This is a genomic window from Limnoraphis robusta CS-951, assembly GCF_000972705.2.
Genome location: NZ_LATL02000049.1, coordinates 1 through 13,242 on the forward strand (window position 1 = coordinate 1; position 13,242 = coordinate 13,242).

The following is a 13,242-nucleotide window of genomic DNA, read 5'->3' on the forward strand; positions in this document are numbered from 1 at the left end:
TGGGGACCCCGCCCCTACAGGATTTTTTATTGATTCTCTGGGGCGGGTTTATTAAGGTTGTTTGTGGGAAATCTAGATGGGTTCGGAACCCGCCCTGTTATAGATTTATGCTATAGATTTTAAAATTTAACGGGATTCACCATCTAGGCGATATTCTCGAAAGTTTTCTTGAGTATTGCCATCAATTCTTAATACAGCGATCGCTTTATTTTGGGGATTTTTAACGACATAATACCAAGTAAACCCTGTGCGATTATTAATCACCTGTAAAAGTTCAGGTTTTCCGGCAAATGCTGCTTGAATGGCTTGTTCATATTCTTTGGCTACAAATGTTCGATCAAAGCCATTATTTTTATTGTAACCTTCCCAAGAATTGTAACTCCAAATTACCGTTTCATCTTGAGTATCCGGCAAATACAACGTCATCTGATTCACAAAAGATAATTTGACAACACTTTGTATCAGTTCATGCAAAGAAAGCGGTACATTATTGCGGGGTGGGGTTGTAATTTGACTAATTTGTTCCACCCATTTATCTTGTAAATTTTGCATTTGTTCAGCCGCAATTTCTTTAAACACTTGAGTGCGATGAACAGTGATGCGATTATTAACCCAAGAGAGAACACCAATTAAGGCTGAAAAGACTGAAACTAATCCCACCATATACAGGAGATAAGTCGTTTTTGGGGCTTCAGGAACAACATTAGAACTGTCTAACTCTGGGTTCCGTTTTAGAGAACCAATTGCACTAACAATTTCTTGAATTCCTAATACAAAAGTAATCGCCACCCCAAACACACTTAAAGCCACACTCGCCCAAAATATTCCGAATAAAACCGCTTCAACTTTCGCACTGAAAATATCCCATTTCAGAATTTCATCAAAAATCCCCAAAACCACTAATGTCGCACCCAGTAATAAAAGTGCAATAGTGGTTGCAACAGTGAATGATAATAGCTTAATGCGTCGTCTCATCAATTAATTCTCCGGCTAAAACGCCTCTAAAAGAAAGGTTAAGATTTTGGAGACTCATCAAAAAGGAATGCTATCTTACATCCTATAGCATTGTGATTGTAGGTTGAAAAAGCTATGACTGGACACGAACTCTTACTGTTAGGATTGCTTCTGTTACCCGGTATGGCATTGTCAATCCTGATTATCGGATCGTTTGCGGCTGGAGGTTAATCCCGTGTTGCAGGAGGGAGGCGGGTGTCTCCCTTTTAACACTAATTTTGAAGAAGTTTTAACTAAAATTGTAGGTTGGGTAGAACGAGAGTGAAACCCAACAAGCTCAAATTGTAGGTTGGGTAGAACGAGAGTGAAACCCAACAAGCTCAAATTGTAGGTTGGGTAGAACGAGAGTGAAACCCAACAAGCTCAAATTGTAGTGAAACCCAACAAGCTCAAATTGTAGGTTGGGTAGAACGAGAGTGAAACCCAACAAGCTCAAATTGTAGGTTGGGTAGAACGAGAGTGAAACCCAACAAGCTCAAATTGTAGTGAAACCCAACAAGCTCAAATTGTAGGTTGGGTAGAACGAGAGTGAAACCCAACAAGCTCAAATTGTAGTTTAATGAAAGTTAAACCCATATATTGCCTTGGTAATGTTGGGTTTCGTGCCTCAACCCAACCTACTAATGTTGGGTTTCGTGCCTCAACCCAACCTACTAATGTTCGGTTTCGTGTCTCAACTTGGTAATGTTGGGTTTCGTGCCTCAACCCAACCTACTAATGTTCTAAAATTGTAGGTTGGGTAGAACGAGAGTGAAACCCAACAAGCTCAAATTGTAGTTTAATGAAAGTTAAACCCATATATTGCCTTGGTAATGTTGGGTTTCGTGCCTCAACCCAACCTACTAATGTTGGGTTTCGTGCCTCAACCCAACCTACTAATGTTCGGTTTCGTGTCTCAACTTGGTAATGTTGGGTTTCGTGCCTCAACCCAACCTACTAATGTTCTAAAATTGTAGGTTGGGTAGAACGAGAGTGAAACCCAACAAGCTCAAATTGTAGTTTAATGAAAGTTAAACCCATATATTGCCTTGGTAATGTTGGGTTTCGTGCCTCAACCCAACCTACTAATGTTCGGTTTTGTCGATGTTTATGTGATGTATCAAGAATTAGGAGTCAGAACACAGAATTCAGGAGTCAGAATTAATATCAATAATTAAACATTTTTTCTCCTGATTCCCTCCTTGCCCCATTGGGTTTGAATCCCCAATCTATTTCTCTCCTGACTCTGTGACTCGGTGACTCCTGACTCCTTCTTAAACAGAGAACTAAGTTAAACTACTAACAGTTTTGGAGTGTTTTTGGGATTGAATTTTTGAGCTAATTTCGTCTAATTTCGTGAACAAATCCGATTGGGAAATGGTCTCTTGTTCTCCGGTTTTCAACCATTTTAAATTCACGGTTTGATTGGCGGCTTCTCCATCTCCTAAGACTAAACAAGCCACAGCCCCACTGCGATCAGCCCGTTTAAACTGTTTACCAAAGGCACTCCCACTCAAATCAACTTCTACACTAAAATTAGCATGGCGTAATTTTTGAGCTAATATTGTGGCTTGATTTTCCGCCAATTCTCCACGAGAAACGATGTAGAAATCTAGTTCCAACTGCGGTAAATTATGCAGTTTTTGTAACAGCAAAATTAACCGTTCTAAACCCATCGCCCAACCCACCGCCGGAGTTTCCGGGCCACCGAGTTCTTGAACCAAACGATCATAACGCCCACCTCCACAAACCGTTGCTTGGGCGCCGAGATCATCAGAGATGATTTCAAAAGCAGTATGAGTGTAATAATCTAGCCCTCGAACCAAACGAGGATTAAGCGTATAACGAATCTCTAACTGAGTTAACAATTGCTGTACTTTGTCAAAGTGAGTGCGAGATTTTTCACTTAAATAATCTAGAATACTCGGTGCATTTTGAGCAATTTCTTGAGTGCGTTTATCTTTGCTATCGAGAATCCTTAAAGGATTACGAGAAAGACGATCTTGAGAATCGGCATCAAGTTCATCTTTGTATGGTGTCAGATAATCGATTAACGCCTGACGATAATGGCTGCGATCTTGCAAATCTCCGACCGAATTTAAGTCAAGGTGGAGATTTTTTAAGCCCAATGCTTGTAAAATATCAGTGGCGATCGCAATCACTTCCACATCTGCACGGGGATCATTACTTCCAAGAACCTCTACTCCCAGTTGATGAAATTGGCGCTGTCGTCCGGCTTGGGGGCGTTCATAGCGAAACATCGGGCCAGTATACCAAAGACGTTGAACACCACCAACATGAAGTTTATTTTCAATAAAGCTGCGAACCACTCCAGCAGTTCCTTCTGGACGCAGTGTAATTGAACGATCGCCGCGATCGTTAAAGGTGTACATTTCCTTACCCACCACATCCGTCGCTTCCCCGATCCCCCGCTCAAACAAAGTTGTTTGTTCAAAGATGGGGGTACGAATTTCGAGATAGTTAGCTTTGTTTAAGAAATTTCTGGCAATAGATTCTAGCCATTGCCAGTACCTCACCTCATCGGGCAGAATATCTCGAGTTCCTCGTGTTGCTTGAATTTGTTCCATCTTTACAGTTATCAGTTATCAGTTTTTTCAGTTATCAGTTTACAGTTATCAGTCCTTTTGCATGAGTGTCTGTTCCCTAATATTGCAAAGACTGGTAACTGTGAAGGGCGGGTTTATATCAGTTATCGGTTAGAGACATCAATCAATTCCGAACCCGCCCCTACAAGACTGTTCCCTGTTCCCTGTTCCCTGTTCACTGTAAAACCTCCCATGCACCATAGCGATCGCCATAATACGCTAAAATCTGATCGACCTGTTGACGGATCGCGGTTGTGGCATTTTGAGGAAGTTGTATCCAAATACTTTCCACTTGGCTGCGTTTGTAGTCAAACGGGGGCGGCTGTGAAGCTTCACCGATACTAGAGGCTGGGTTTAAACCCGTTTGAACCCCCTCAACCTGACGCAAATGAGCCGCAACTTCTCGGTAGACAGCTAGTGGTAATCGGGGGCATTGGATTTGATAGCGCAGTTGTTCTGAGTTGCTGGTCTGCATCAACGCTTATCTGAGTTTGAACATTTCACTCAACTGAGGACACCTGCTGTTCAACCGCTTCAGACGGCTGAGGCAGAAGGCAACAGTTGATATTATCCAGACATACTTTACCCCATTGCAGCGCCCAACGAACGAGGGCTACTCGGTTATCTGTCTCTGTCTTGGTGAGAATATTGCTGATGTGGTTGTCCACAGTCCGTTTACTGATTTCTAGCCGCTCTGCAATTTCCTGATTCGTTAACCCACTGGCTACCAGATCAACAACCTGCAATTCCCGCTCTGAAAGGGAAACAGGGCTGTGAGACTTGCTATGCGTCATAACGATTTCCTATCTCTGCATAATTACCTATTTATAATTCTAAGAGGTGAATTATAAATTAAGAACGAACCGTTAAGTAAGAATTAATTTTTGTTATTTCTCAATCCCCGATTTTGTCTATCCTATCCTTGTCTCTAAGCACAATTCTCTATGAATATGATCAATCCTGCTCGTGTTCTTTGCATAGGTGAAATTTTATTTGATTATTTAGCTGACCAACCCGGGCGATCGCTTGAACAGGTTGCATCTTGGACGGCTTATCCCGGTGGCGCTCCGGCTAATGTTGCTTCTGGCTTAGTCAAACTCGGTATTCCTTCGGCTTTGATTAGTGCCGTTGGGATGGATGAACCCGGAAACCGACTTTTGCAGCTTTTGCAGCAAGTGGGCGTTCAAACCTCTGGTATTCAGCAATATTCTACCGCCCCCACTCGTCAGGTTTTTGTGTTGCGTTCAGACGAGGGTGAACGGGAGTTTGCAGGCTTCGGAGAACGTCAAAGCAACGAGTTCGCTGATACTCTGCTACAAGCGAGTCAAATCCCCGAAAAACTGTTTCTAGATGCTGATTTTCTGGTGTTAGGAACGTTAGCACTCGCTTATCCTCAATCCCGTGAGGCGATTATTCATGCTCTAAAAATGGCTGATCGCTATAACCTGAAAATCTTAGTTGATATTAACTGGCGTCCAGTTTTTTGGTCGAATCCTTTAGATGCCAGACGGTTTATTCCCGATTTGCTCAAACAGGTTGATTTTGTTAAACTTTCTGCGGAGGAAGCTGAACTCTTTTTTAATACCACTGACCCGATTTCGATTCACTCTCAACTGGATTCAATTGAAGGCGTGATGATTACCGATGGTCAAAAGGGTTGCTCCTATTCTCTCGGAGAATTTCAGGGAAAAATTCCGGGGTTTGCGGTTAATGTTGTGGATACAACGGGGGCTGGAGATGCTTTTGTTGCAGGTTTTATTCATCAGATCTATCAATATGGAATTCGGGGTTTAAATGACCCCGAAACCATTCAAAAAATGATCATCTACGCGAGTGCTGTTGCGGCTTTAACGGTGACTAAACCGGGTGCATTCACCGCTCAACCGACTGAGGCTGAAGTCGAGGCTTTCTTGAAATCTTTCTAATCCTGATTGTCTCTGTAGAGATGTTGTCAGCAATGTCTCTACAAAATAAAAGCCTTTCTAATTTTTTCGATAATTTCTGAGGGAGTTTGGGAAATATCAGCCAAAATGACTCCCTCGGGTTCTTCTAAGTCTTCAAATTGACTTTTCAGTAAGTCCGATTTCATAAAGTGATCTTGACGTTGTTTTAATCGGCTTTCAATCAGTTCAAAGGTTCCTTTCAAATAGACTATCTTTATTTGTTCCGGATCTCGCCACAACATTTTGCGATATTTGTCTTTCAAAGCTGAACAAGTCAAGACTACATTTTGATTTTGTTCTAACCATTGATCAATTGCAGCTTGCATTGTTTCTAACCAAGGCTGACGATCCGCATCAGTTAACGGAATATTATTCCGCATTTTTTGAATATTTTCATCTGAATGAAATTCATCTGCATCTCTAAACTGAAAATTCAAACTTTTGGCTAATTGTTGACCAATAGTGGTTTTTCCTGAACCGGAAACGCCCATTACTAGAATAATCATTGTTCACAATCAACGACTCAATCCCTCTGATTATAAATCAAGGTTGAACCCTTGGTAAACTGATCGTCGCTTTTACAGGTCGATGATCGCTTTTTTGAGGCGTATCGGGACAATAATCGGCTTCTGGATAGAGGATTTTAGAAGATGCTGAACTTGGCTTGATCGGACTAGAGATAAACACAAAATCTAACACTGTATTATAACGACTACTGCAATGAGTCGCGATAATTTGTTGAGGACGAACCCAAGTAAAAACGTCATTTTCTGTTAATAAGTCATAACCAGAATCCCGTTTATTCTCCCCATTTTTTACATCCCAATCAAAATTATAATCTCCTACCGCAATAATGGGAAGTTGCTGTTTTTTCGCCCATCGATTTAGTAAACGGGCTTGTTCATGGCGAACTTGATCATTGGTTCGATACAAATGATTCACCATAAATAAAAATTCCTGTTGGGTTGATTTTACTTGAAAATGTCCGACTAAAGAAGCCCGTACTGATCCACCAATATTGATTTGTTTGAGTTCTTCAATCTTGATGAGATTCAAGTCATTACTATTATAAACGATTGCCAGTTTATCCGCTTTTCCCGTTGTTCCCAGAAGGGATTTAAAGTCGGCTTTATTATTGACTTCGATAGCGGTTTCAAAACGGTTAACCCAAGCCTGATTCTGAACTTCTGAAAATCCCCAAACATCGACCCCTCGAATGGGTTGAATATATTGATTTGCGATATAATCTGGGTCAGCATCTCCAGATTCGACATTAAAGCCAATGACTGAGAGTTGAGTCGCAGAGAGACAGCCACTCAGTAGAGTCAAAAGAAAAATCATCAGAGGAATTAATCGATATTGCATGATCAGGGTTAAAAAGATTGGGAAATATGATAATCTAATCGAGGAAGATCAATCACGGTCTGAAATCTTGGGCTACAGTTAAACTGATGTGTATTGCAGCCGACAAACTCAGCTTCTGAGATCTAGTCTAAATTAGATTAATTCTAAACTATCATCAAATGGGAATTGAAATCGAACGGAAATTTTTAGTCAAAGATGATCGTTGGCGATCGCTCGCCACCGGTATACTGTATTGTCAGGGCTACATCTCTAGTGAAAATGGCCGAACCGTGCGCGTTAGAATTATTGGAAATCAAGGTTATTTAACCATAAAAGGGGCTGGTACAAGTCTAGTTCGATCTGAGTTTGAGTATGTAATTCCGGTTGAAGATGCGGAAGAAATGTTACAGACTTTGTGCGATCGCCCCTTCATTGAAAAGAAACGACATAAGATTTCTTTTGGGAATTTAATTTGGGAAGTTGATGAATTTTTGGGAGATAATCAAGGTTTAATTATAGCAGAAGTTGAACTTTCTGACCCCAATCAAATCATTGAAATTCCCGACTGGATATCAGAAGAAGTCTCTCACGATCCCCGTTATTACAACTCAAATTTAGTCAAAAATCCTTACCGTCAATGGGAGGAAACTAAAAATGAAGTTTAATATCATGTCCGGTTGAACAGTTATAAATAAACGACAACAGAGGAGTCAGGAGTCAGGAGTCAGGAGTCAGGAGTAAATAAAGAAGAAGAAAGAAGAGGATTATGAGAAAGTTTTTTATCACTAATTATCCGGACATGATATAAAACAGAAGCACAACAAGAGTGCTATTGAGTTTATTTCTCGAATTGCCAGTTATAATTAATTAAACTGGTGAGAATATGATCTTCCCATTCTCCATTAATCATAACATAATCTTGACAAAATCCTTCGACACGAAAATCTAAGCGTTTTAACAGCTTTCCACTGCGTTGGTTGTGGGGAATATAAGCCGCAGTAATTCGACGCAAATTTAACGTATTAAACACATAATTAATCGCCACTTTTAACGCTTCACTCATGTAGCCTTTTCCCTGTTGAGAAGCGGCTAAACTATACCCCAAGCTACAAGAATGAGACATTCCCCGAATAAAATTGGCAAAATTAGCCGATCCGATAATTTCACTCGGGTTTTCTCGATTAAATAAAAACAGTTTACAAGAGCGATCGCCTTTAAATTCCATCAAACGCTGACTGACTTCACAAAACCAATATTGTTCAGTATAAAACTCCGGTGTTTTCAGGGGTTCAAAAGGGGTTAAATGTTGTTGATTTTCTGTATAGTATCGCAGAATTTCAGGAACATCTTCCTTCGTCGCTAAACGAAGAATCAGTCGTGGGGTTTCCAGTTGAGGAGGAGTGAGTTCATCCATCAATTTTTTTGAATTCAATCATCCGTTTAATTATAAGCTTTTCAAGACGGTGAATGATTGGGGTCAATCTGATCTCATGCTAGAATTGAAAAGGTGACTGATTAGAGTTTATAGATTTTACAGGATAACTTCAAATGGCTGAATTTAATATTTCGGTTTCCTTGGGGAGTGAAAATCCATTTTTCGGAACTCCTGAAAATGATATTATAACTGTTGTAACTCCTGAAGATCGAATTTCTTACACCCTGGATGGAGCATTAGGAAATGATCGGATCGAAGGCGGAAATGGAGATGATCGTTTACTCGGTAATCAAGGAAATGATACATTGCTGGGTTCCCAGGGAAATGATACTCTATTTGGTATGGAGGGAGATGATAATATTAGTCCGGGAGGTGGAAATGATTTAATCTTCGGAAATCAAGGTAATGATACTTTTTTCACAACAGGTACAGATGACACTGTATTTGGAGGACAAGATAACGACAGCATTATCGGCGGAAGTAATAATATTGCCTTTGGAAATTTAGGGAATGATACGATTTCTATTGATGCTGGAAGTACCCTATTCGGCGGACAGGGTAATGATTCTCTAGAGGGTATTGCAGGAAATCAAACATTGTCAGGAGATCTAGGTCAAGATACCTTAAGAGGAGGAGGGGGAAATGATCTGTTTCTCATGGGGAATATTGGTGCTGAGAATGCAGATATTATTACTGAGTTTGAGATAGGTCAAGATAGAATCGCACTCAGTGGACTAACATTTGAACAATTAGCGATTAGTTCAATTTCACGTTCAGAAGTGGATAGCATTTTCGGTTCGGGATCTGCTGGGGCTTTTTCTAATAATATCTTACAGATCTTAAAAATTGAAGTAGGCGGACAACTGGTGGCTGTTGTCGGAGGAGATCAAGTTGACTTTATCAATCAGTTTCAACAGCCTCAAAATTTCACGCTGATTTAATTCTAAATCGGGTTTATACTAAATTCCGGTTTTCCTGTAGAGGCGTTGTCTAGAACGTCTCTAAAAGTCTCAAAATTGGTCTGACTTGCTCAAACGGATTTCCAACAATTAAATGGAATTATAGGAAGATGTTGGTTTAACACGCTTCATCAACTTCAATTCTCCCACATCGCTGGTAAACCCTAACTTTTCATAAAAAGGAATCGTTTCCGGTAAACAGACTAACAGAAAAGCCTCGATAGATTGTAGCTGCGGATGCTCTAAAATAGATTGTATGAGAGTCTGTCCTAATCCCTGCTTTTGATAAGCCTCATCAACCATCACATCCCAAATCACAGCCCGATAGATATAATCCGTTAACACCCGAGCAAACCCAATTAACTTTTGATTATCGGTGTTACTCACTCCAATTATCATATCAGAGTGCTGCAACATCTTTTGAACCTCTTCTAGAGTTCGTCCTTTACCCCACCAAGTTGATTGATAGAGTTGAACTAAATCCTGAACTTGGGACTGATTAAGTTGACTAATGATTTCTATATTCATAGATGAATGTAGTCTCGTTCGGGAAAAGCGTCAATACCGGAAACCATCGATATCATAACCTAGAATGGCACCATGCTCTAGATCTAGGGATGACACGACCCTAACCCATCACACCTACTATATAGACTTGTCAGCGTCGCCCTTGATGTCGTGTAGGTGAGGGGTTTTAATCAGTTTACCTTAAATCCATAATAATTTGAACTTAATTAATTAGTTCTCTGTAACCCATTCTTCCCGATATATAAGTAATAGCTTATCAGTCTGATTGAAAATTAATTGCTCTTTAGGGGTGATCAGGTAGTGACTTTTTTAAAAAAACCTGTAAACTTAAAAATTAAGAAAAGTCTTAAATGACTTCCTCTTAGTTTATTCATCATTTTTCAGACCCGCTTTCATTTTTACTTTTTGAGAATGCCAGGGTAAAACGTCGAAAACGAACCCGCTTCTTGACCCATAAACTTGTCTTTTTTTCAGCTTCGATCTTCTTGTTCTTTTTTCTTGGAATTAAAGAACGGGAGAAAACTGAAAATATCATCCATAAATTACACAGCCTCATTCAACTTAAAAATACTGGCTGCAAGGAGGTTCTATGTCCGATTTTAGTCGCCCTCATTCTCGGCGAAGATTTTTGCTAACGGCTGGTGCTTCAGCAATGGGTTCAATTTTCTTGAAAGGGTGTTTAGGGAATCCTCCTGAACCGAATGCAGGAACTCAAACGACCCCAACAACCCCAGTTCCGGCGGCGAATATTGACCCGGCAATGGCACCAGAAACGACAGCCATCAAGTTAGGTTTTATTCCCATTGTTGAATCTGCGGCCTTAGTCATTGCCAAAGAAAAAGGCTTTTTTGCGAAGTACGGCATGAGTGATGTTGAACTTTCCAAACAAGCAAACTGGGCATCTGCAAGAGATAACGTCACCATTGGTTCCCAAGGGGGCGGAATTGACGGCGGACAGTGGCAAATGCCCATGCCTCATTTGATTTCAGAAGGCATTATTACAGGTGGTCAAAAAGTCCCGATGTATGTTTTAGCGCAGTTAAATACCAATGGAAATGGTGTGGCTATTGCGAAAATTCATACCGGAAAAGGGCTTAGTGTTAATACCAGTAATGCGGCAGACTATATCAAAAATTTCGCGTCAACCAATGGCCGCAAATTTAAAGCCGCTCACACTTTTCCTAATGTGAATCAAGACTTTTGGATTCGTTATTGGTTTGCTGCTGGGGGTGTTGATCCTGATCGAGATATTGACTTACTAGCTGTTCCTCCCGCAGAAACCGTTCAAGGGATGCGAAATGGATCAATGGATGCCTTTAGTACGGGCGATCCTTGGCCCTATCGAATTGTTGCGGATGATATTGGTTTTATGGCTTGTATTACTACTGAAATGTGGCCATTTCATCCTGAAGAATATCTGGCGCTTCGTGCAGATTGGGTCGATAAAAATCCCAAAGCAACTAAAGCCTTACTCAAAGGTTTGATGGAAGCCCAACAATGGTGCGATCGCATTGAAAATAGACCCGAATTAGTGCAGATTGTTTCCGGACGAAACTACTTTAATGTTCCCCTGGAAGTGTTGACTCCACCCTATGAAGGCAGCTATGAAATGGGCGATCAAAAACCTGCAATTAAAGACTTTAATAAAGGGCCGCTGTATTGGAAAGATCCTGTGGGAAATGTTTCCTATCCCTATAAAAGTCATGATCTTTGGTTCTTAACTGAAACGATGCGTTGGGGTTTCCACAACAATTATTTCAAAGATTTTGATCAAGTTAGACAGGTAATTGATCGGGTAAATCGTGAAGATATTTGGCGAGAAGCAGCCCAAGAAGCAGGGTTTTCAGATATTCCTCAAGGAACATCTCGCGGCGTGGAAAAATTCTTTGATGGTGTAGAATTCAACCCCGAAAATCCCCAAGCTTACCTCAATAGCCTGAAAGTGAAGCGGATTTAATTCACTTTTTCTGCAAATTCAACTTGCTATCTCTGAACTTGAGGGGTCAGAGAAGGAAAGAATTGATTGCTTTTTCAACAAAATAATAAGCCCCTCTAATAGTAGCGTCAAACTTGTCAAATTTCAACCCTTAATGTTCAAGGAGTTCACAACATGACAGCTAGTGTTCAAAAGCGGAGTTCTGGAAGTAATCCTACTGATTTCATTCGTTCTTTTTGGGATAAAAATTCTAAAGATATTATTCCTCCCTTAATGGGAACTTTAGCCTTTCTTCTCATTTGGCAACTCATTTCTTGGACAGGAATTACACGTTTACCAGGGCCTCTCAGCGTGTGGACAGACGAACGCACCCGCATTTTGCTGATGTACCCCTTTTATGATCGCGGCGGCTTAGATAAAGGTTTATTTTGGCAAACCTTAGCCAGTTTAATTCGTGTCGCTCAAGGCTATTCTCTGGCGGCAATTGTTGGAATTAGTACAGGTATTTTAGTGGGAACAAATCCTGTTCTTGACAAAGCTTTAGATCCGATTTTTCAATTCTTACGAATGGTTGCACCATTGGCGTGGGTTCCCATTGCTTTAGTTGCGCTTCAACAAAACCAACCTGCGGCAATTTTCGTGATCTTTATTACCTGTGTTTGGCCGATTTTAATCAACACAAAAGAAGGCGTTAAACAAATCCCTGACGATTACAATAACGTAGCCCGTGTTTTACAACTCTCTCGCAAAGAATATTATCTCAACATTCTCTTTCCCTCAGCTTTACCCTACATTTTTACTGGGTTGAGAATTGCTATCGGGTTAGCGTGGTTAGCAATTATTGCGGCTGAAATTGTCATGTCTGGTATTGTCGGAATTGGCTTCTTTATCTGGGATGCTTACCAACAAAACTATATCAGTGACATTCTGTTAGCGGTTGTTTATATCGGGGGTGTCGGTTTATTGCTGGATCGCAGTGTTGCTTGGTTACAAACTGTGATCATTCCTGGACAAAAATAATTTTCAACACAGAAATTCTGTAGGGGCGGGTTCCGAATTCACCTTTGTTTCTCAGAAACAATATTGATAAACCCGCCCAATACCCAAAAATTCCCAAAACAGAAATTCTGTAGGGGCGGGTTCCGAATTCACCTTTGTTTCTCAGAAACAATATTGATAAACCCGCCCAATACCCAAAAATTCCCAAAACAGAAATTCTGTAGGGGCGGGTTCTGAGTTAATATCTGTTTCTCAGAAATAATATTGATAAACCCGCCCAATACCCAAAAATTCCCAAAACAGAAATTCTGTAGGGGCGGGTTCGGAATTCACCTTTGTTTCTCAGAAATAATATTGATAAACCCGCCCAATACCCAAAAATTCCCAAAACAGAAATTCTGTAGGGGCGGGTTCTGAATTCACCTTTGTTTCTCAGAAACAATATTGATAAACCCGCCCAATACCCAAAAATTCCCAAAACAGAAATTCTGTAGGGGCG

14 protein-coding genes are annotated in these 13,242 nt (G+C 40.6%); 5 read left to right on the top strand and 9 right to left on the bottom strand.

Translation table 11 applies throughout. From position 1 onward, the window contains the following. Positions 1-126: 126 nt before the first annotated feature. From WN50_RS03790 to pedR, 4 genes are all read right to left on the bottom strand, one after another. Positions 127-975 (bottom strand): hypothetical protein, encoded by an 849-nt coding sequence (locus WN50_RS03790; RefSeq protein WP_046278101.1) that lies wholly within the window; start codon positions 973-975, stop codon positions 127-129. 1,304 nt (positions 976-2,279) lie between these two features. Beyond that, a complete protein-coding gene (gene hisS / locus WN50_RS03795) occupies positions 2,280-3,581 on the bottom strand; it encodes a histidine--tRNA ligase (protein WP_046277346.1) in 1,302 nt (433 codons plus the stop codon). A gap of 193 nt (positions 3,582-3,774) precedes the next feature. Then, on the bottom strand, positions 3,775-4,074 hold the full coding sequence (locus tag WN50_RS03800; protein ID WP_046277345.1) for a hypothetical protein: 300 nt from the start codon (positions 4,072-4,074) through the stop codon (positions 3,775-3,777). Positions 4,075-4,099: 25 nt separating this feature from the next. Continuing rightward, positions 4,100-4,393 carry a photosynthetic electron transport-dependent transcriptional regulator PedR gene (gene pedR, locus WN50_RS03805; RefSeq protein WP_046277344.1) on the bottom strand — a complete coding sequence of 98 codons (294 nt, stop codon included), beginning with the start codon at positions 4,391-4,393 and terminating at the stop codon, positions 4,100-4,102. 159 nt (positions 4,394-4,552) lie between these two features. Between pedR and WN50_RS03810 the strand changes: the two genes are divergently transcribed. Next, positions 4,553-5,524, top strand: a complete 972-nt coding sequence (locus WN50_RS03810) for a carbohydrate kinase family protein (RefSeq protein WP_407659563.1) — start codon at positions 4,553-4,555, stop codon at positions 5,522-5,524. Between the two features lie 38 nt (positions 5,525-5,562). Here WN50_RS03810 and WN50_RS03815 read toward each other — a convergent pair whose 3' ends face one another. Both WN50_RS03815 and WN50_RS03820 read right to left on the bottom strand, forming a co-directional pair. Further along, positions 5,563-6,048 (bottom strand): gluconokinase, encoded by a 486-nt coding sequence (locus WN50_RS03815; protein WP_046277343.1) that lies wholly within the window; start codon positions 6,046-6,048, stop codon positions 5,563-5,565. Positions 6,049-6,085: 37 nt separating this feature from the next. Further along, positions 6,086-6,907, bottom strand: coding sequence for an endonuclease/exonuclease/phosphatase family protein (locus WN50_RS03820; RefSeq protein ID WP_046277342.1), 822 nt, complete (start codon positions 6,905-6,907; stop codon positions 6,086-6,088). Between the two features lie 158 nt (positions 6,908-7,065). Between WN50_RS03820 and WN50_RS03825 the strand changes: the two genes are divergently transcribed. Then, the gene (locus WN50_RS03825; protein WP_046277341.1) at positions 7,066-7,551 is read left to right on the top strand and encodes a CYTH domain-containing protein; all 486 of its coding nucleotides are present in this window, start codon (positions 7,066-7,068) and stop codon (positions 7,549-7,551) included. A 173-nt stretch (positions 7,552-7,724) separates the two neighbouring features. Here the strand turns inward: WN50_RS03825 and WN50_RS03830 are convergent, their stop codons facing one another. Beyond that, positions 7,725-8,300 carry a GNAT family N-acetyltransferase gene (locus tag WN50_RS03830; RefSeq protein WP_046277340.1) on the bottom strand — a complete coding sequence of 192 codons (576 nt, stop codon included), beginning with the start codon at positions 8,298-8,300 and terminating at the stop codon, positions 7,725-7,727. A gap of 134 nt (positions 8,301-8,434) precedes the next feature. Between WN50_RS03830 and WN50_RS03835 the strand changes: the two genes are divergently transcribed. Next, positions 8,435-9,262, top strand: coding sequence for a calcium-binding protein (locus WN50_RS03835; protein ID WP_049557949.1), 828 nt, complete (start codon positions 8,435-8,437; stop codon positions 9,260-9,262). A 108-nt stretch (positions 9,263-9,370) separates the two neighbouring features. Here the strand turns inward: WN50_RS03835 and WN50_RS03840 are convergent, their stop codons facing one another. Beyond that, entirely contained in the window at positions 9,371-9,808 is a 438-nt protein-coding gene (locus WN50_RS03840; RefSeq protein ID WP_046277339.1) for a GNAT family N-acetyltransferase, read from the bottom strand. A gap of 589 nt (positions 9,809-10,397) precedes the next feature. Here WN50_RS03840 and WN50_RS03845 point away from each other — a divergent pair. Together WN50_RS03845 and ntrB are read left to right on the top strand one after the other, a co-directional pair. Further along, positions 10,398-11,765 (top strand): CmpA/NrtA family ABC transporter substrate-binding protein, encoded by a 1,368-nt coding sequence (locus WN50_RS03845; protein ID WP_046277338.1) that lies wholly within the window; start codon positions 10,398-10,400, stop codon positions 11,763-11,765. A 153-nt stretch (positions 11,766-11,918) separates the two neighbouring features. Next, positions 11,919-12,764, top strand: a complete 846-nt coding sequence (gene ntrB / locus WN50_RS03850) for a nitrate ABC transporter permease (RefSeq protein WP_046277337.1) — start codon at positions 11,919-11,921, stop codon at positions 12,762-12,764. Between the two features lie 217 nt (positions 12,765-12,981). Here the strand turns inward: ntrB and WN50_RS35795 are convergent. Further along, positions 12,982-13,242, bottom strand: a 261-nt coding sequence (locus WN50_RS35795) for a hypothetical protein (RefSeq protein ID WP_049557956.1), incomplete at its 5' end; no start/stop codon positions are given.